We start from the raw sequence: 17,067 nt of genomic DNA, 5'->3' as shown, positions 1-17,067 counted from the left end.
GCCCCCCGGGGGGGGGGGGCCCCCCCCCCCGGCGCGTGCGGGCTCGGCGGTCAGACCTCGGCGTCCCGCTTCTCCAAGCGGCTGCCCCGCGGCAGCGTGACGGACATGATGTCGCTCGGCTCGTCCAGGGCGATGCGGTGCCAGCGCCCGCGCGGCACGATCACCGCGGAGCCGGCCGGAAGCTTCAACTCCTCCTCTTCATCGCCCTGTTGCTCCGGGCGCAGCATCAGCCGTATGCCACCGGTGAGGCAGGCGACGACCTCGTCGGCCGCCGTGTGGATCTCCCAGTGGTCGCCGTGCACATCGGCCTCGGTCTCCACATGGAAGGTCATCAGCTGCCAGCCGTCCCGGCCCGGGTCGAACACCGGCTTCTCGGCGCGCACTTGACCGTCCTGGTCGAGGTGCAGAAAGTTCATGAAGAGATCGATCGGGGTCACGGTCACGGGGTCACGTCCTTTGCGTAGCAAGGTGAGGCGAGGTGAGGCGAAGTGAGCAGGTCGTCAGTGTCGGCGCGGGCCCGTGACCGCGTATTGAACAAATGTCACGACGCCCGCGCCCTTGCCCGGAGGGGCTCGTAACCTGGAGCCATGCGCACCGTCGAGTCCGCCCGTGCCGCCGCCGCGAGATGGGACGTGTCCACCCCGGGGCGGCCCGGCAGGCTGCCGGGCGTCGGCATGGCGGGGTTCCGTGACCGGTCCGCCGAGCCCCTCGACCTCCCCGTGGTGCCGCATCCGTCGGTCATGATCGCCTTCGAGTTCGGCGAGGGGCTGCTCGTCGAGGACACCGACGGCCGGCAGCAGCGGGGCAGCACCGTGCTCGGCCTCGCCCCCGGCGGTCTGCGGGTGCGCGGCCGCTCCATCGAATGCCTGCAGATACGACTGTCCCCGGTCGTCGCGCATGCGGTGCTCGGCGGCGCCACGACGTCCGAACACCCGCACACGGGCGGGGAGATGGTCCCCCTGGAGGACATCTGGGGTCCCGAGGCCCGCCGGGTCGAGGACCGGCTGCGGTCCGCGTCGTCCTGGCGGGAACGGTTCGCGATCGCGGACGCCGAGCTGCTCCGCAGGTACGCCGCCGGCCGTCCCGCCACCGCGGAAATCACCTACGTATGGCAGCAGATGGCGGCGCAGAGGGGGCAGATCAGGATCGACGCGCTCGCGGCCGAGGTCGGCTGGAGCCGGCAGCGTCTGTGGTCCCGGTTCCGGTCCCAGATCGGTCTGACCCCCAAGCGTGCGGCGCAGCTGCTCCGTTTCGACCACGCCGCCCACCGGCTCGCGGCCGGGCACCGTGCCGGTGCGGTCGCGGCGGAGAGCGGCTACGCCGACCAGTCCCATCTGCACCGGGACGCCCTGGCCTTCGCCGGGATGACACCCGCGGCCGTCGCGGCCGCGCCCTGGCTCGCCGTCGACGACACCGCATGGGCCGTGGCGGCGGGCCCGGGCGCCAGTGCTTGAATGCCCGGGTGAGCGAAACGGTGGGCGTACGCCTCGATGTGGTCCGGGTCTTCTGCGGCCCCGACGGCCGGCACGGCAATCAGCTCGGAGTAGTACGGGACGGAGCCTCGGTTCCCGGTGCGGCGGCCCGGCAGGTACTGGCGGCCGAACTCGGCTACAGCGAGACGGTGTTCGTGGACGACGACGAGCGCGGCGTGATCGAGATCTACACGCCGAGTGTCCGTCTGCCGTTCGCGGGCCACCCCTGCGTCGGTGCGGCCTGGCTGCTCGACCTTCCCGAACTCCGCACGCCCGCGGGCCTGGTGACGGCCCGCCAGGACGGTGAGTTCACCTGGATCACGGCCCGTGCGGAGTGGGCGCCGGGGCGTACGCTGCGGCAGTTCGCGTCCCCGGACGAGGTCGACGCGCTCGACGTACCGCCGGCGGGTTCGTGGATCTATGCGTGGGCCTGGCAGGACGAGGCGGCGGGCCGGGTACGGGCCCGGGCCTTCCCCGGGCGGGGCGACGGGATCTTCGAGGACGAGGCGACGGGGGCGGCGGCGCTCTGTCTGACGGCCGCGCTCGGCCGGGCGCTCAACATCACTCAGGGCGCGGGGTCCCAGCTCCTCACCGCCCCCGGGCCGTCGGATCTGATCGAGGTCGGGGGGCGGGTGGCGCTCGTCGCGGGCTGAGGTCCGTCGCGCCTGCGGCTGGGGACCTGCTCAAACGCCGCACGGGCTGGAGTTGCCGGACAGGCTGGAGTCGCCGGACAGGCTGACGTGCCTCACCGCCGCGAAGGCCAAGCCTCCGCCGGATCCGGCGAGTCACCCGCGACCCGGGCACACTCGTCGGTCAACGTCTCGAGCAGCGTCAGCGGATCCGGCAGCGGATGCTCGAGCCCCCGGACCCACTCGACACCCAGGTCACCGGGCAACCGCGCCGGCGGTACCAGGACGTACGAACCGCGGCAGTGCCACCGCAGTCCCGGGTGCTCGTCCATCGTCTCGGGGTGGCAGTCCAGCTCGCACGGCCACCACTCGTCCTCGTCCTCGGGCGTACCGCGCGTCGCCGTGAAGAAGAGCATCCGGCCGTCACCGGACTCGGCCACCGGGCCGACGGCCACCTCGGCGTCGAGGAGCCGGGCGAGCGCCGCGCGTCCGGCGTCCAGGGGCACGTCCAGCACGTCGTGGACCATGCCCGTCGCGGTGATGAAGTTGGCCTCCGGCTGATGCCGCGCCCAGCGCTCGATCTGCGCCTTGTCCGTCGTGGACTGCGTCTGCCAGGCGAAGGAGACCGGGTGCCGCGCGGGCGTGGGACAGCCGATGCGGTCGCAGGAACAGCGGTAGCCGGCGGGGTGCGCGGCGGGCGACAGCGGCAGACCCGCCTCGGCGGCCGAGACGAGCAGGGCTTCGCGGCCGCCGTCACCCGTGTCCTTGGGGCGTCGCGTGCGCAGCCACTGGGAGAACCTGCTCTGTCCGCCGGAACGGCGGCCGTACTCCTCGCCCATCTATCCCCTAACCTCACATTCCCCTCGCCCCGTGGCGTCCATGGTGCCACCATCGCGCGCCCCGGGTGGCCGCACCCCCGTTTCCGGGGCCCCGCAGGCCAGGGCGGCACCCGGGTGTCGATGCCGGGCAAGTCCGGATTTATGGTCCTACCGTGTCGGCATGGTCACCCTCGCCGCACCGGTCACGCTCACCGCCGTCACCGCACTCGCCGTCTCGGGCCTGACCCCGGCCCCCACACCCGCGGCCGCCCCCGCGGGCCGCCCTCCGCTGACCGTGGACGCCCTGCCGCCGGTCGTCTATACGGCGCATCGCGGCGGCTCCCTCGAAGTGCCGGAGAACAGCATGTCGGGCCTGATCGCCGCGTACGAGCGCGGTACGGCGCAGGTGCTCGACGTGGACTCGCGGATGCTGCGCGACGGCACGCTGGTGGCGATGCACGACGCGACGCTGAACCGTACGACCGACGCGACCGGGCCGGTACGGGCGCTGACCATGAAGGAGTGGAAGCAGGTCCGCATCCGCCCCGACTCCGCGCTGCGCACCACCTGGAAGCCCGAACGGCCGCCGACGATCGCGGAGGTGCTCGACCGGTTCGGCGGCAAGGTGGTCCTGATGCTGGAGGCGAAGGACGCCGACAGCCTCAAGTCCCTGGCGAGGATGGTGCACGCACGCGGCCTGACCCGTTCGGTCTTCGTCAACTCCAACAAGCCCGCCGTGGCCGAGCGCGCCCACCGCCTGGGCCTGGTCTCCCAGCTGTGGCGCTCGGCCAAGCAGATGCGCACGGACAGCTTCGAGCGCTTCAGGCCGTACGTGGATGTCCTGGACGTGGACTACCGGGCGCGCGACGAGGACCTGCGGCGCGCCGTGCGCTCGGGCGTCCCGCGGGTCTGGGCCCACACGGTGAACACCCCGTACCAGCGTGACCGCGTGCTGCGCCTCGGCTGCAACGGCGTGATCACGGACGCCCCCGGCCTGCTCTCCCGTACGCCGGTGAAGGGCCCCGTCCGGGCGCAGCCCCTGACCGAGGGCTAGATGTGCCACCCGTCGGGCCACGTTCAGCGCGGCGCGAGTCCGTGCAGGGCGTAGTCCACGATCTTGTCCGTGTACTCGTGGGTCAGCGGGCCCGTACCCTGCAGCCAGCGCTGGGCCAGCGGGGAGACGAAGAACTCCATCGCGATCCGCGGATCGAGGTCCTCGCGGATCTGCCCGGCTGCCTGAGCGGCCTCGATGCGTGCGACGTACAGCTTCAGGCCGGGCTCGAGGAGCTGCTGCACGAACTTCTCGCTCAGCTCACGGTTCACCACGCCTTCCGCCGCCAGTGCGCGATAGGGGGCGTCGTACTTCTGGTCGAGGAGTTCGTCGACGGTGGCGCGCAGCACGCCCTTGAGGTCGGCCGCGACATCGCCGGTGTCCGGGAGCGAGGCGAACGCCTCACCGCCGCCCGCCGCCTCGGCGGCCTGCTCCCCCAGATCGATGAAGGCCTCCAGGAGCACCTCGGCCTTGGAGGACCACCAGCGGTAGATGGTCTGCTTGCCGACCCCGGCCCGGGCGGCGATCCCCTCGATGGTGACCTTGGCGTAGCCGACCTCGGTGACCAGCGAGAGTGCGGCGTCGTAGATGGCGCGGCGCGACCGTTCGCTGCGGCGCTTGGCGTCGGGGACCGCCTTGGAGGCGGGGGCTTCGGCAGGAGTCTTCGGGGCCATGTGCCGAATGTAGCAGCGAAGTGAGCCGATACGTATCGTCTCGCCAAACCGGAGGGGCGGCGGAGCCGCGGTCGCGCGCCGGCGGAAGCGACCTGGAGGCGGAAAACACAACCCATTCGCCACCGCGCCAAAGCGCCCCGCACACCGGACCATGGGCAACACGGCCACCCCTTGGCCCCGCCGATGTAGAGGAGCCCTCTTTGCGTCCTGTGCCTCGCAGCGCCCGATCCCGGCGCTATCTGATGTGCCCACCCGAGCACTTCAAGGTCACGTACTCCATCAACCCCTGGATGGATCCCGGCAAGCCCGTCGACGTCCCGCTCGCGCTCGCGCAGTGGGAGGACCTGCGGGACCGCTACCGCTCACTCGGCCACACCGTCGAGGAGCTCACTCCCCACGCCGGCCTCCCCGACATGGTGTTCTCCGCGAACGGCGCCACCGTGATCGACGGCCGCGTCCTGGGCGCCCGGTTCGCCCACGCCGAACGGGCCGAGGAAGCCGCCGAGCACCTCGCCTGGTTCCGTGCCCACGGCTTCACCGACGTCACCGAACCCCTGCACATCAACGAGGGCGAGGGCGACTTCGCCGTCACCTCGTCCTGGATCCTGGCCGGCCGGGGCTTTCGCGCAAGCCCGCTCTCGCACGGCGAGGCCCAGGAGTTCTTCGGCCGCCCGGTGATCGGCCTCGATCTGGTCGACCCGCGCTACTACCACCTCGACACCGCGCTCGCGGTGCTCGACGACGCGGCCGACGACGTCATGTACTACCCGGGCGCCTTCTCGCCGGGCAGCCGGGCCGTACTGCGCCGGCTCTTCCCCGACGCCCTGATCGCGAGCGGGGCCGACGCGTCCGCCCTGGGCATGAACGCCGTCAGCGACGGACGCCATGTCCTGCTCCCGCAGGGCGCGGTGGGCCTCTTCCAGCCACTGCGCGAGCGCGGCTACGAGCCGATCGGGATGGATCTCGGGGAGCTGCTCAAGGGCGGCGGCAGCGTGAAGTGCTGCACCCAGGAGCTGCGTTCCTAGCTCCGGACCGGCCCGGGTCCTGAGCTCACAGGACGGACCCAGGTCCTACGAGGTGTGGGGCGGCCACTCGTCGCCCCACTCCGCATCGCGTGCCGCCTTGTAGAGCGGGCCGTGCCGTTTGGTGACCGTCTCCCTGGTGAGGGCCTCGTCGCGGACGCACAGCTCGAGCAGCACCTGCCCCTTGCGGATCTGCGGCCTGCGCACCACACGTGCCGTCGCCGGCTCCGCCGGGAAGCGCACCGCGGCCACATAGCTGAACTTCTCGTCCTCGTACGCGAGCGAGCCGCCCTTGACCTTCCGGTGCAGCGAGGAGCGGCTGACGCGCGCCGAGAAGTGGCACCAGTCGCGGCCGGGCTCGATGGGGCAGGCGGAGCTGTGCGGGCAGGGGGCGGCGATCGTGAAACCGGCCGCGACGAGGGCGTCGCGCGCCTCGATGATCCGGGTGTACCCGTCGGGCGTGCCGGGTTCGATGACGACCACGGCCTGTGCGGCGCCGGCGGCCGCGGCGACGACCGCGGTCCGGTCCTCGGCGGTGAGCTCCCCGAGCACGTACGAGAGGGTGACGAGATCGGTCTCGTCGAGCGTGAGCGCCTGGCCGATCCGGGCCTTGCGCCAGTCCGCCGCGCTCAACAGGGCGTTGGCGCCCGCGAGTTCACGGCCGAGCGCGAGGGCGGGCTCGGCCCAGTCGAGCACGGTGACCGGCCGGGGTTCGGGCCAGGTCGCGCTCACCGCCCAGGTGGCGGCGCCGGTGCCGCCGCCGATGTCGGTGTGCCGGGCGGGCGTCCAGTCGGGGGCCGCGTCGGCGAGTGCGCCGAGTGCGCCCCGTACCGCCTCGAAGGTGGCCGGCATCCGGTACGCGGCGTACGCGGCGACGTCCGAGCGGTCGCGCAGGATCGGGGCGTCGGTGGGGGTGCGGCCGCGGTAGTTGGCGATCAGCCGCTCGACGGCCTGGGCGGCCTGCTTGGGCGGCAGTCCGTCGAGCAGGCCTGCCAGGGCGGTGCGCAGGAGGTCGGCGGGGGTAAGGGGGGCGTTCACGTCGGGATTGTAGGCGGGCCGGACCGCCGGGTGCGGGGGCCCGCGCCTGTGACGGTCCGGGCACCCGACTGCATCCGGACAGTGACAGCGCTCAACTCCTGTGGCACCTGCGTCCGTTGCTACGCTGCCCGTGATCGCCGGCGGCCCTGACGAGCAGACCGGCGGACGCAGACTGTCACGCCCCGGGGGGACCAGTGGGAGACAAGATCGTGCGCACCGGGCTTGTCGTGGGCGTGGTGGTCCTGGCCCTGCTGCTGCTCCTCGCGACCTGCGGCGGGAAGAAAGAGGACAAAGGGAACGACAGTCCGCCGAAGAAGCCGGTCAAGACGAGCCAGGGCCCGGGGACCCAGCTGGCGGTGCCCGCCGCGTACGACACCGGGCAGGGCTGGGAGCTGGCCGGCGTCTCCGAGGAGTACGCGCTCGCGCCGAACGCGAAGCTGCTCGCGTATCTCCAGCGCGCCGACGGGAACCGCTTCCGGCTGCGGACGGTGGATGCGCGGACCGGGAAGACCGCTTGGACGAGTGAGGCCTGGCGCCCGCTCTCCGACGAAGCCGGCGCCGTGCCCCGCCTCGCCGTCGTCACCAAGGACGGCCGCGAGTACTTCGCGACCTGGTCGTACGGGACCTTCGGCGACGATCCGCTCAGCGAGGCGGACCGGGTGATCTCCATCGACGTGTACGCCGCGAGCGCCGGCACCCGGCAGCGCGTCGAACTGCCTTGGCCGAAGTCGCCCTCGGTGAGCGCCTCGGGGCCCGGGCTCGTGGTGGGCGTGGGCACGGATGCGGCCGCGGTCGTGGATCCGGCGACGGCGCGGACGGTGACGTACAAGACGAGTGACCTCAAGTACCCCAAGGGCTGCAAGAACTGCCGTCGCCTGACTGAGGTGATCGGCGTCACCGGCAAGGGTCCGCTGGTCAACGGGGACGGCGAGTTCTGGGTGCGCGGAGCCTGGCACGGGCGCAAGGTCGCGCCGAAGGGCGCCGCGAGGGGGATCGCCGTCTCCGTATCCGCGGATCATGTCCTGGCACGGTGGGACAGGAAACCGGACAAGAAGAAGGTGCCCGCGCAGGAGATCTGGGCCGTGCACGACGGCTTGACCGGCAAGGTGCTCGCCTCCGTCGAGTGCCACAAACCGGCGCTGCGACCCGGGCGTTACCCCCCGGCCACCCCCTCTCCCGACGGCCGCTATCTGATCGCGGGCCATCTCGCCTTCGATCTGCAGGAGGGCACCGGGCACTGCTTCTCGTCCGAGGGCGGCAGCAAGCCGCTGACGCTCGCCACCGTCACGGACAGCGGTATCGCCTACGGGGCGACCGGTGCGCGCTCGGCCGAGGACGCGTGGGACGGGGGCGGCACGCCCGTGTCCGTGCGGATCGCCGTGCCCGATCCTGAGGCGTTCTCCGGGGCGTCGCGGCTTCCGGTGCACGACCTCGGCGAGGTCGGCATCTTCCGCTGGACCGACAGCCGGGACGTCCACCACCTGCTGGGGTACGCGAAGAAGGGCTGAGCGGCAGGAAGACGGGCTGAGCGGCAGGAAGAAGAGCTGAGCGGCAGAAAGTAGGGCTGACCGTCAGCTCGAAGAACGGCCGGCCGTCAGCGCACGGCCCGCGCCACCCGCGTGCCCGCCGCGGCCCGCGGTTCGCTGGACGGTTTGCCCGGGCGCCGCGGATGGACCGTGTTGGCGAGCAGCACCACGAACGTGTCCGTGGCCGGGTCGATCACCACGGACGTGCCCGTGAACCCGGTGTGCCCGGCCGCGCCCCGGCCCGCCAACTCGCCCATGAACCACGGCTGGTCGAGCCGGAAGCCGAGCCCGGGCGGCGTCAGCATCAGGTCCACGTAGTCGGGTCCGAGGATCCGCGCGGTTCCGTATCCCCCGCCGCCGAGCAGGGCGCGGCAGAAGACGGCGAGATCGCCGGCCGTGGAGAAGAGCCCGGCGTGCCCGGCCACTCCCCCGAGTGCGAAGGCGTTCTCGTCGTGCACCGTGCCGCGCACCATCCCGCGGTCGGCCTTGGCCCAGGGCCTGCGCTGGTCCTCGGTCGCGGCGGCGAACGCGCACGGGCCGAAGCCGGTCTGTGTCATGCCGAGCGGGCGGGTGATGCCGTCGCGGATCAGCCGGTCGAGGCGTTCGCCGGTGATGCGTTCCAGGAGGTGCTGGACGAGCAGCATGTTGAGATCGGAGTAGACATACGCGCCGGGGTCCGCACTCGGTTCCTCGGCGCGCAGCAGGTCGAGGCGCTCGGCGTCGGACTCGCAGTCGTACAACGGGAGTTCGGGCCTCAGGCCCGAGGTGTGCGTGAGGAGCTGGCGCACGGTGACGCCGTGCCGCGCCGCCCCGGTGAACTCGGGGAGATAGGACGCGACCCGTGCGTCGAGCCCGAGCCGTCCGCGCTCCATCTGCTGGACGGCCGCCACCGTCGTGAACAGTTTGGTGAGCGAGGCCAGGTCGAAGGGCGTCCCGGTGTGCATGGGCACCTTGCGGTACGCGGGAAGCTCGTCGCCGTAAGCGCGATGGGCGACCGCCCAGCCGAAGGCCTCCTCGACGACGAGCACGGGTCCGCGCCCCACGGCGAGCACCGCTCCCGCGCACCAGGTGCCGGGCAGGGCGGCGACCTCGGCGACGAGGCGCTCGATCTCGGCGGGGTCGAGACCGGCCCGCTCGGCGGGGCCGTGGCGCAGACGTGGTCCTCTCAGCGCTCTGCCCCTTCCTGACCGGTACGACTCCTGGACGTGGAGAAACCGTGTCATGAAACAGGCGTTCGGCACCAGTCGTGTTCCCGGGCGACGCCCGCCGCCCGGGGACACGAAGGGTGCGCGAGCGTCATCAGGCGGGCTGCAGCCCCGGGTTGCCGGACTCCGTCACGAAGGAGGCCGCCGTGGTGATCGGGGCTCCGGGCCGAAGGATGTACGGCACGGTCTTGAAGTCGGCGCGCGCGTGGTCGGCGGCCAGCTCGACCGTGACGTATCCCCGCTGTCCGTTGTAGTGCTTCAGATGCGGGTTGCGGGCCAGGTAGTCCGCCCAGTTCGCGGGCCGGGCGAGGCCGTCCTTGCCGCTGGAGACCGAGGTGGTGACGATCTCCGTACCGGCGGTGGGGGTGGACGGGTCGGCGGGGTCGCGGTGGATGTCGAGCGCGTAGGAGACGTGCACGTCACCGGTCAGGACCATGAAGTTCTCGATGCCGGACGACTCCACGCCGGCGAGTACACGGGAACGGGAGGCCGCGTAGCCGTCCCAGGAGTCCATGGAGACGGTGGTGTTGCCCGCCGTGGGGTGGTTGCGGCGGGCGAAGACGACCTGCTGGGGGACGACGTTCCAGCGGGCGCGGGAGGCCTTCCAGCCGTCGATCAGCCAGCGCTCCTGGCTCTCGCCGGTGAGGGTGCGGGCCGGGTCGTCGGACTCGGGTCCCGGGGTCCGCCAGCCGTCGCCGTACGCCTGGTTGCTGCGGTACTGGCGGGTGTCGAGGATGTCGAACTGGGCGTGCCGGCCGAAGTGCAGGCGGCGGTGGAGCTGCATATCGGGGCCCGCGGGCCGCTGGGGCCTGCGCAGCGGCTGGTTCTCCCAGTACGCGCGGTAGGCGGCGGCCCGGCGCAGCAGGAACTCCTCGGGCGGGACGCTGTTCTCGGGCTCCTCGCCCGCGTAGTTGTTCTCGGTCTCGTGGTCGTCCCAGGTGACGACGAAGGGGTGCGCCGCATGCGCGGCCATCAGGTCGGGGTCCGACTTGTAGAGGCCGTAGCGCATCCGGTAGTCCTCGAGCGTGACCGTCTCGCGGTTGTAGTGGCCGGGCAGCACACGGTCGGTGTAGTTGCGGTTCCCGCCGGCCGCGGTGACCGCGTACTCGTAGAGATAGTCGCCGAGGTGGAAGACGACATCGATGTCCTCCTGGGCCAGATGCTTGTACGCGGTCCAGTAGCCGTCGTGGTACGCCTGGCAGGACACGGCGGCGAGCCTGAGGTCCGTCAGCTTGGCGCCGCGGCCGGGGGCGGTGCGGGTGCGGCCGGTGGGGCTGATCCAACTGCCCACGCGGAAGCGGTAGTAGTGGACCCGGTCCTCGCCGAGGTGATCGACCTCGACATGGACGGAGTGGTTGAACTCGGGGTGCGCGATCGCGGTGCCGCGCCTGGCTATGCGGCGAAAGCGCGCGTCGTGGGCGACCTGCCACTCCACGGCGACCCGCTCGGCGGGCAGTCCGCCGTCCGCGGCGTACGGCTGCGGGGCGAGTCTGGTCCACAGGAGTACGGAGCCGGGCAGCGGATCGCCGGAGGCGACACCGAGCGTGAACGGGTTCTCGGTGATCTTCGCCGCGTCCAGTTCGGCGGCGTGCGCGACGCCGGTGCCCGGCAGGTTGGTGGCGAAGGCGAGCGCGGCGGCGGCGCCCGTGACGGTCAGAAAGCGGCGGCGGCCCAAGTGCCGCGCCGCGGCCCGCAGTTCGGGGCTGTGCCGGGACTGCTGCGTGGACCGCTGTGCGGACTGCTGTGCGGCGGAAGTCATCCGCGTCCTCCCTGGCTGATGTGTGTCAGGGGAATTGGAGTGCCGGAGGACGACCGGGGACTGTCGCGTACAGAACAATCAGATGGCGGACGGATGAGCGCTGTGCGCCGCGAGGGACGTAAGGTGCGGGGCCATGACGCAGACGAAGATTGCGGTGGTGACCGGCGCGGGATCCGGGATCGGCCGCGCGGTGGCCCTTGAGCTGGCGGCTTCCGGCTGGTCCCTGGCGCTGGCCGGGCGGCGGGTGGAGACCCTCGAGGAGACGGCGGCCCTGGCCGGGTCGGCGGATGTGGTGTGCGTACGGACGAACGTGTCCGAACCGTCCGATGTCTCCGCACTGTTCACCTCGGCCGCAGAGCGCCACGGCCGGCTCGACCTGCTCTTCAACAACGCCGGTACGTTCGGTCCCGGCGGCGTCCCGCTGGACGAGCTGTCGTACGACGCGTGGCGTCACGTGGTGGACACGAACCTGAACGGCGCGTTCCTGTGCGCGCAGGCGGCGTTCCGCCAGTTCAAGTCGCAGTCGCCGCAAGGCGGACGGATCATCAACAACGGGTCGATCTCGGCGCATGTGCCGCGCCCGATGTCGGTGGCGTACACGACGACGAAGCACGCGATGACCGGTCTCACGAAGTCGCTCTCCCTGGACGGCCGCCCGTACCGGATCGCCGCGTCGCAGATCGACATCGGGAACGCGGCGACGGACATGACGCAGCGGATGCAGACGGGGACTTTGCAGGCGGACGGGTCGCTGGCGGCGGAGCCGGTGATGGACGTGGCGGACGTGGCACGTCAGGTCCGATTCATGGCGGAGCTGCCGCTGGAGGCGAATGTGCAGTTCGCGACGGTGATGGCCACGAACATGCCGTTCATCGGGCGGGGTTGACGGGGGCGGCCCCGCGCCGGGGGTCTGGGGGCGGAGCCCCCGCACCCCGTATCGCGCTGAACGCGCTCGCCCTCAATCGCCCGACGGGCTGGAATTCAGCCCGGGGTGGGGAAGAAAAGGAGCCCGACCGCAGGTTGGCAACCGGCATGAGCCTCAACGCCCGCGCCGACATCCTGCGCTACACCGCCTTCTCCGCCGACCCCGACGGGGGCAACCAGGCCGGCGTCGTCCTGGACGCGACCGGCCTCACCGACCCCGAGATGCTCGCGATCGCCGCCGACCTCGGCTACAGCGAGAGCGCGTTCCTCTACCCCGACCACACCCTGCGCTTCTTCTCGCCGAAGGCCGAGGTCGCCTTCTGCGGCCACGCCACCGTCGCCACCGCCGTCGCTCTGGCCCAGCACCGGGGCGGCCCCGGGAGCTACGTGTTCAAGACGCCCGCGGGCGAGATCCCCGTCACCACCGAGGAGGTCGACGGAGAGATCCGCGCCACCCTCACCAGCGTCGAGCCGCACCTCGAGGAAGTCGACGAGGCCGACCTCACCGAGGCCCTCGCCGCGCTCGGCTGGCCGGCCGGCGACCTGGACCCCGCGCTGCCGCCCCGTATCGCCTTCGCGGGCAACAACCACCTGGTCATCTCCGCGGCCACCCGCGAGCGCCTCGCCGACCTGTCGTACGACTTCGAACGTCTCAAGGCCCTGATGGAGCGCCTCGACCTCACCACCGTCCAGCTGGTGCACCGCGCGGGCGAGACCCTCTTCCACGTACGCGATCCGTTCCCCATCGGCGGTGTGGTCGAGGACGCGGCGACCGGTGCGGCGGCCGTCGCCTTCGGGGCGTACGCACGCGAACTCGCCCTGGTGAAGGAGGAGTCGGTGCTGACCCTCCACCAGGGCGAGGACATGGGACGGCCCTCCCTGCTGACCGTGACCCTGCGGGCCGGCGACCCGCGTGTACGCGTCGCCGGAACCGCCGTACCGATCGGCTGAGCCGGCCGGCCGCGGCTCAGCTGAAGCGCACCGGCAGGTACTTGATGCCGTTGATGAAGTCCGAGCGCATCCGCCGGTGCTCACCCGTCAGTTCGACGTTCGGGCAGCGGCGCAGGATCGCCCGGAGCTGCGCGTTGATCTCGGTGCGGGCCAGGCCCGAGCCGAGACAGAAGTGCGGTCCGCCGCCGCCGAACGTGACGTGGTCGTTCGGCGTGCGGCGCGGGTCGAAGACATCCGGGTTCTCGAAGATGTCCTCGTCCCGGTTGCCGGAGGTGTAGAAGAGGACGGCCTTCTGGCCTTCCCTGATCTTCACCCCGCGCACCTCGGTGTCCCGCGTCGCCGTACGCCGGAAGTTGTGGATCGAGCCGTTCCAGCGCAGGAACTCCTCGGTCGCCGACCGCCACAGCGCGTCGTCCTCGACGTTGCGGGCCAGGTCCTCGCGCAGCGCGTCGTTCTGGGCGATCTCCAGGAGCGCCCCGGAGAGCAGATTGCGGGTGGTCTCGTTGCCGGCCACGATCAGCGTCACGAAGAACATGTTGATCTCGTGCGTGGTGAGCTTCTCGCCGTCGACCTCACCGTGCACCAGCGCGCTCACGATGTCGTCGCGCGGGTCGGTCTGCCGCTCCTCGGCCAGCTGGTTGCAGCGCAGATAGATCTCGGCGGCCGCCACCGTCCCGTCCTCCGGGGTGGTGCGGAAGTCCGGGTCCTGGAAGCCGACCATGCGGTTGGACCAGTCGATGATGTGGTCCTCGTCCTCCGGCGGGATGCCCATCATTTCGCAGATGACCTCGAGCGGCAGCCGGGACGCGACGGTCTCCACGAACTCCAGCTCGGTGCCCGGCTCGATCTTCTGCGCGAGCAGGTCCGCACGGCGCTTGATGTCCTCGGTGAGCTTACGGATCATCCGCGGCGCGAAGGCGGCGTTGACCAGCTTGCGGAACCGGCTGTGCTTGGGCGGGTCCATGCCGACGAGGGTGAGCGCGAGGTTCTCCAGGGACTGGTCCGTCTGGTCGCGTATGAAGAAGGAGCCCTTCTCGACCGACCACAGCTCGGGGTCACGGCTCAGCTTGATGATGTCCTCGTGCTTGGTGATCGCGAAGAAGCCCTCACCGTCCGGGAGTTCGTGCCAGTGGACCGGGTCCTCGCGGCGCAGCAGCTTGAACTGCGCATGCGGGACTTCGCGGGCCCACGTGTCCTCGAGCAGATTGACCTCGTTCAGTGCGGGTGCCGTCATGGCCGAGCCTCCTTCGGGGGTTTCTTGCGGTCAGGGCCTTGTGCCGCCGGGGTCCGCAGTCCGAGCAAGGCGCTCAGCGCCTTGACCACGAGGTGTTCCGGTACGGCCTCGGGTTCGAGCCGGTGCTGGAGCGCGCAGCCGAGCAGGGCACCGAGCACCAGCGCCCCGGCCTCGTCCGGCGTGTACGGCAGCTCGGTCCCGGTCGCTTCCGCCCAGTCGGCGAGGCCTTCGCCGAGCTGGCCGCGGATCTCCGCGTAACGGCGGGCCAGCAGGGGGCCGAGGACCGGATCGCGGGCGCCGTGCTGCCACAGTTCGATCTCAAGGAGCAGCCAGGCCTCGCCGCGGTCCTCGGCGGGCGCGGTGATCGCCTCCCACATCGCGGCGAAGTGCGGTGCGGGGTCGGGCAGTTGGTGGATCTCCGCGGTGAGCCGTTCGACGGTCCGCTGTTTCCACACTTCGAGCAGGGCGAGCAGCAGCCCTTCCTTGCCGCCGAAGTGGCTGTAGAGCGCGCCGGTCGTGCGGTCCGCGGCGTCCGCCACCGCCTCGGCGGACACCGCGTGGAACCCCTTGCGCGCGAACAGCTCCGCGGCCGCGTCGATCAGCCGGGCCCGGGTCTCCATCTTGCGCTGCTCCTGGGTACGGCGCGCCACTGTGCCCCCTCCCGGCTGCCATGGCGGTGCCCTGCCGGGTCGCCGTCGAGTCCCTGGTTGCCGGAGCCACTTATATCGGAGCGCCGACATAAGTAGAGGTACTCATATTCCTGACGGGTCGTCAATCCTTCGTGCGCGCAAGGATTTCCGCCACCTCCCTGAGCTGCCCGTCGGTCAGCGGACCGTACGCGAGGGCGCCCGCGTTCTGTTCGACCTGGGCGACCGTGCGGAAGCCGGGGATCGGAACCGTGCGCGGACTGCGGGCCCACAGCCAGCCGAGCGCGCCCTGGGCGAGGGTGCGGCCGCCGCTGGTGAGGATCTCGCGTACGGCGTCGAGCCGTTCCAGCCACGCCTTGTCCGGCGCCCCGCCCCGGGAGAACCCGGGCAGCCACTCGGGCGGCGCACTGCGGATGTCACCGGCACCGGGGGCGGACCCGTCCGCGTACTTGCCGGTGAGCAGTCCCATCGCCAAGGGGCTGCGGTTGACGGACGCGAGCCGTAACTCCACGCGTACGAGCGGATCAGCCCCTCCCGTATGAACTCCTCGCACTGGTCGCGCAGCCGGGCCGCCCGCTCGGGATCCGCGTCGGAGAGGTGCAGCTGGTAGAGGTCGATCCGGTCGGTGCCGAGCCTGCGCAGGGAAGCGGTGAGGGCCTGGCGCTGATACGCGGGTGAGTCGTCGCCGCCGAGGAGGGTGCGGGACCCCTCGTCGAAGACATTGCCCCACTTGGTGGCGATGACGGCCTCGTCGCGCCGCTTGCCGAGGGCCTTGCCGAGGACGCGCTCGCTGTGTCCCGCGCCGTAGGCATCGGCGGTGTCGAAGAACGTGACGCCCTGGTCGAGGGCGCGGCGCACGGCCCGTACGGACTCCTCGTCGTCCACCTTGCCCCAGCCGAGCGGCTGCCCCGCGGTGTCCCACCACTCGCCGCCGACGGCCCAGCAGCCGAGGCCGAGGGCGCTGACGGTGATGCCGCCGAGTTCTCGTGCAGTCATGTTTGTCATGCGGCGGACGCTGGACGAGTAGTTCCGAATTCCCTTCGTCCGCCCGAGGGCGGGTCGCGCGGCGTCTGGTGCGTGCGCACGAAGGCAAGGACCGCACGGCAGGTGAACGCCGTCCGCATCGCAGGCGTACTTATCCTGAACGGCTACCATCGCCGCAGCGCGCCGCCCCCCACCCCGCCGGCGTCCCCGGAATTCAGGAGCACCCCCGTGAGCGAGCCCCGCCTGGCCGTCGCCATCGTGACCATGGGAAACCGGCCCCGCGAGGTCGACGCCCTGCTCGCCTCGGTGGCCAAGCAGGATGTCGCGCCGGCCCGGATCGTCATCGTCGGCAACGGTGCGCGGCTCGGTGCATTCCCGGATCTGCCCGGCGAGTTGACGGTCATCGAGACCGCGGAGAACCTGGGCTGTCCCGGCGGCCGCAATGTGGCGCTCGCCCGCCTCCGGGAGTTCGGCGACGTCGACGTGGTGATCGAGCTGGACGACGACGGGCTGCTCACCGAGGCCGATGTGTTCCGCAAGGTCCGCGATCTTTACACCGCCGACGCCCGGCTCGGCGTCGTCGGCTTCCGGATCGCCGACGAGCACGGCGAGACCCAGCGCCGCCACGTACCGCGACTGCGGGCCGGCGACCCGATGAAGCGCGGACTCGTCACCTCCTTCCTCGGCGGCGGGCACGCGTTCTCGATGCCGATGCTCGCCGAGATCGGCGACTGGCCCGCCGACTTCTTCTTCACCCACGAGGAGACCGACCTGGCCTGGCGGGCACTCGACGCGGGCTGGAAGGTGCTGTACGAGCCGGAGTTGCTGCTCCAGCACCCCAAGACCTCGCCGGCACGGCACGCGGTCTACTTCCGTATGACGGCCCGCAACCGGGTCTGGCTCGCGCGCCGCCGGCTTCCGCTTCCCCTCGTTCCGGTCTACCTCGGTACGTGGACCCTGCTCACCCTGTCCCGTACGGCCCCGGGCCTCCTCGGCTCCGGCCGCGCCACCGCGCTCGGCGGGCTGCGCGCCTGGGCGGCCGGCTTCGCCGAGGGCCTGCGCACTCCGTGCGGGGCGCGGCGGCCGATGCGGTGGCGGACGGTGTGGCGGATGCCGCGGCTGGGGCGGCCGCC

Annotated in this window: 17 protein-coding genes and 1 pseudogene; 8 read left to right on the top strand and 10 right to left on the bottom strand. The window is 71.7% G+C overall.

All coding sequences use genetic code 11. From position 1 onward, the window contains the following. Nucleotides 1-50: 50 nt before the first annotated feature. On the bottom strand, nucleotides 51-443 hold the full coding sequence (locus JAO81_RS39405) for a cupin domain-containing protein (RefSeq protein ID WP_199552819.1): 393 nt from the start codon (nucleotides 441-443) through the stop codon (nucleotides 51-53). Between the two features lie 144 nt (nucleotides 444-587). On the opposite strand from JAO81_RS39405, the gene JAO81_RS39400 reads away from it, so the two are divergent. Both JAO81_RS39400 and JAO81_RS39395 read left to right on the top strand, forming a co-directional pair. Beyond that, nucleotides 588-1,454 (top strand): AraC family transcriptional regulator, encoded by an 867-nt coding sequence (locus JAO81_RS39400; protein WP_199552818.1) that lies wholly within the window; start codon nucleotides 588-590, stop codon nucleotides 1,452-1,454. Between the two features lie 8 nt (nucleotides 1,455-1,462). Then, a complete protein-coding gene (locus JAO81_RS39395) occupies nucleotides 1,463-2,125 on the top strand; it encodes a PhzF family phenazine biosynthesis protein (protein ID WP_307814164.1) in 663 nt (220 codons plus the stop codon). A gap of 92 nt (nucleotides 2,126-2,217) precedes the next feature. Here the strand turns inward: JAO81_RS39395 and JAO81_RS39390 are convergent, their stop codons facing one another. Then, nucleotides 2,218-2,940 (bottom strand): bifunctional DNA primase/polymerase, encoded by a 723-nt coding sequence (locus tag JAO81_RS39390; protein ID WP_199552816.1) that lies wholly within the window; start codon nucleotides 2,938-2,940, stop codon nucleotides 2,218-2,220. 160 nt (nucleotides 2,941-3,100) lie between these two features. On the opposite strand from JAO81_RS39390, the gene JAO81_RS39385 reads away from it, so the two are divergent. Beyond that, nucleotides 3,101-3,973, top strand: a complete 873-nt coding sequence (locus JAO81_RS39385) for a glycerophosphodiester phosphodiesterase family protein (RefSeq protein WP_199552815.1) — start codon at nucleotides 3,101-3,103, stop codon at nucleotides 3,971-3,973. Nucleotides 3,974-3,996: 23 nt separating this feature from the next. Here the strand turns inward: JAO81_RS39385 and JAO81_RS39380 are convergent, their stop codons facing one another. Further along, entirely contained in the window at nucleotides 3,997-4,644 is a 648-nt protein-coding gene (locus JAO81_RS39380) for a TetR/AcrR family transcriptional regulator (protein WP_199552814.1), read from the bottom strand. 200 nt (nucleotides 4,645-4,844) lie between these two features. Between JAO81_RS39380 and ddaH the strand changes: the two genes are divergently transcribed. Further along, nucleotides 4,845-5,669 carry a dimethylargininase gene (ddaH, locus tag JAO81_RS39375; protein WP_374194412.1) on the top strand — a complete coding sequence of 275 codons (825 nt, stop codon included), beginning with the start codon at nucleotides 4,845-4,847 and terminating at the stop codon, nucleotides 5,667-5,669. 45 nt (nucleotides 5,670-5,714) lie between these two features. Here ddaH and JAO81_RS39370 read toward each other — a convergent pair whose 3' ends face one another. Next, nucleotides 5,715-6,704 carry a small ribosomal subunit Rsm22 family protein gene (locus tag JAO81_RS39370; RefSeq protein WP_199552813.1) on the bottom strand — a complete coding sequence of 330 codons (990 nt, stop codon included), beginning with the start codon at nucleotides 6,702-6,704 and terminating at the stop codon, nucleotides 5,715-5,717. A 194-nt stretch (nucleotides 6,705-6,898) separates the two neighbouring features. Here JAO81_RS39370 and JAO81_RS39365 point away from each other — a divergent pair, with 194 nt between their 5' ends. Next, the gene (locus tag JAO81_RS39365; protein ID WP_199552812.1) at nucleotides 6,899-8,212 is read left to right on the top strand and encodes a hypothetical protein; all 1,314 of its coding nucleotides are present in this window, start codon (nucleotides 6,899-6,901) and stop codon (nucleotides 8,210-8,212) included. Between the two features lie 86 nt (nucleotides 8,213-8,298). Here JAO81_RS39365 and JAO81_RS39360 read toward each other — a convergent pair whose 3' ends face one another. Both JAO81_RS39360 and JAO81_RS39355 read right to left on the bottom strand, forming a co-directional pair. Further along, entirely contained in the window at nucleotides 8,299-9,453 is a 1,155-nt protein-coding gene (locus tag JAO81_RS39360; RefSeq protein ID WP_199552811.1) for a serine hydrolase, read from the bottom strand. Nucleotides 9,454-9,529: 76 nt separating this feature from the next. Then, the gene (locus JAO81_RS39355) at nucleotides 9,530-11,194 is read right to left on the bottom strand and encodes an alkaline phosphatase (protein ID WP_199552810.1); all 1,665 of its coding nucleotides are present in this window, start codon (nucleotides 11,192-11,194) and stop codon (nucleotides 9,530-9,532) included. A gap of 133 nt (nucleotides 11,195-11,327) precedes the next feature. On the opposite strand from JAO81_RS39355, the gene JAO81_RS39350 reads away from it, so the two are divergent. Continuing rightward, nucleotides 11,328-12,080: an SDR family oxidoreductase gene (locus JAO81_RS39350; RefSeq protein WP_199552809.1), complete on the top strand. Its 753-nt coding sequence runs from the start codon at nucleotides 11,328-11,330 to the stop codon at nucleotides 12,078-12,080. 146 nt (nucleotides 12,081-12,226) lie between these two features. Continuing rightward, on the top strand, nucleotides 12,227-13,069 hold the full coding sequence (locus tag JAO81_RS39345; RefSeq protein WP_199552808.1) for a PhzF family phenazine biosynthesis protein: 843 nt from the start codon (nucleotides 12,227-12,229) through the stop codon (nucleotides 13,067-13,069). Nucleotides 13,070-13,085: 16 nt separating this feature from the next. Here JAO81_RS39345 and JAO81_RS39340 read toward each other — a convergent pair whose 3' ends face one another. From JAO81_RS39340 to JAO81_RS44165, 4 genes and pseudogenes are all read right to left on the bottom strand, one after another. Further along, on the bottom strand, nucleotides 13,086-14,303 hold the full coding sequence (locus tag JAO81_RS39340) for a cytochrome P450 (RefSeq protein WP_199552807.1): 1,218 nt from the start codon (nucleotides 14,301-14,303) through the stop codon (nucleotides 13,086-13,088). Continuing rightward, nucleotides 14,300-14,953 carry a TetR/AcrR family transcriptional regulator gene (locus JAO81_RS39335; RefSeq protein ID WP_199552806.1) on the bottom strand — a complete coding sequence of 218 codons (654 nt, stop codon included), beginning with the start codon at nucleotides 14,951-14,953 and terminating at the stop codon, nucleotides 14,300-14,302. Before JAO81_RS39335 ends, JAO81_RS39340 begins: the two co-directional genes overlap by 4 nt. A gap of 121 nt (nucleotides 14,954-15,074) precedes the next feature. Further along, the gene (locus JAO81_RS44170; protein WP_374194413.1) at nucleotides 15,075-15,419 is read right to left on the bottom strand and encodes an aldo/keto reductase; all 345 of its coding nucleotides are present in this window, start codon (nucleotides 15,417-15,419) and stop codon (nucleotides 15,075-15,077) included. A gap of 35 nt (nucleotides 15,420-15,454) precedes the next feature. Then, nucleotides 15,455-15,946 (bottom strand): annotated as a pseudogene (locus JAO81_RS44165) (aldo/keto reductase); the annotation flags it as partial. A 216-nt stretch (nucleotides 15,947-16,162) separates the two neighbouring features. On the opposite strand from JAO81_RS44165, the gene JAO81_RS39325 reads away from it, so the two are divergent. Then, nucleotides 16,163-17,067: glycosyltransferase family 2 protein (locus JAO81_RS39325; RefSeq protein ID WP_199552805.1), on the top strand; the 905-nt coding region annotated here is incomplete at its 3' end.

It is taken from the genome of Streptomyces sp. N35 (assembly GCF_016464295.1).
Classification (GTDB): Bacteria; Actinomycetota; Actinomycetes; order Streptomycetales; family Streptomycetaceae; genus Streptomyces.
Note: the sequence above shows the minus strand (reverse complement) of the source record. Positions and strands in the feature narration are given on the sequence as shown.

What these genes read in the sequence shown, in the direction of transcription:
- JAO81_RS39390 (WP_199552816.1), bottom strand. Translation starts at nt 2,940, where the DNA reads ATGGGCGAGGAGTACGGCCGCCGTTCCGGCGGACAGAGCAGGTTCTCC.
- JAO81_RS44170 (WP_374194413.1), bottom strand. Translation starts at nt 15,419, where the DNA reads ATGGGACTGCTCACCGGCAAGTACGCGGACGGGTCCGCCCCCGGTGCC.
- JAO81_RS39385 (WP_199552815.1), top strand. Translation starts at nt 3,101, where the DNA reads ATGGTCACCCTCGCCGCACCGGTCACGCTCACCGCCGTCACCGCACTC.
- JAO81_RS39340 (WP_199552807.1), bottom strand. Translation starts at nt 14,303, where the DNA reads ATGACGGCACCCGCACTGAACGAGGTCAATCTGCTCGAGGACACGTGG.
- JAO81_RS39350 (WP_199552809.1), top strand. Translation starts at nt 11,328, where the DNA reads ATGACGCAGACGAAGATTGCGGTGGTGACCGGCGCGGGATCCGGGATC.
- JAO81_RS39360 (WP_199552811.1), bottom strand. Translation starts at nt 9,453, where the DNA reads ATGACACGGTTTCTCCACGTCCAGGAGTCGTACCGGTCAGGAAGGGGC.
- JAO81_RS39345 (WP_199552808.1), top strand. Translation starts at nt 12,227, where the DNA reads ATGAGCCTCAACGCCCGCGCCGACATCCTGCGCTACACCGCCTTCTCC.
- JAO81_RS39400 (WP_199552818.1), top strand. Translation starts at nt 588, where the DNA reads ATGCGCACCGTCGAGTCCGCCCGTGCCGCCGCCGCGAGATGGGACGTG.
- JAO81_RS39380 (WP_199552814.1), bottom strand. Translation starts at nt 4,644, where the DNA reads ATGGCCCCGAAGACTCCTGCCGAAGCCCCCGCCTCCAAGGCGGTCCCC.
- JAO81_RS39355 (WP_199552810.1), bottom strand. Translation starts at nt 11,194, where the DNA reads ATGACTTCCGCCGCACAGCAGTCCGCACAGCGGTCCACGCAGCAGTCC.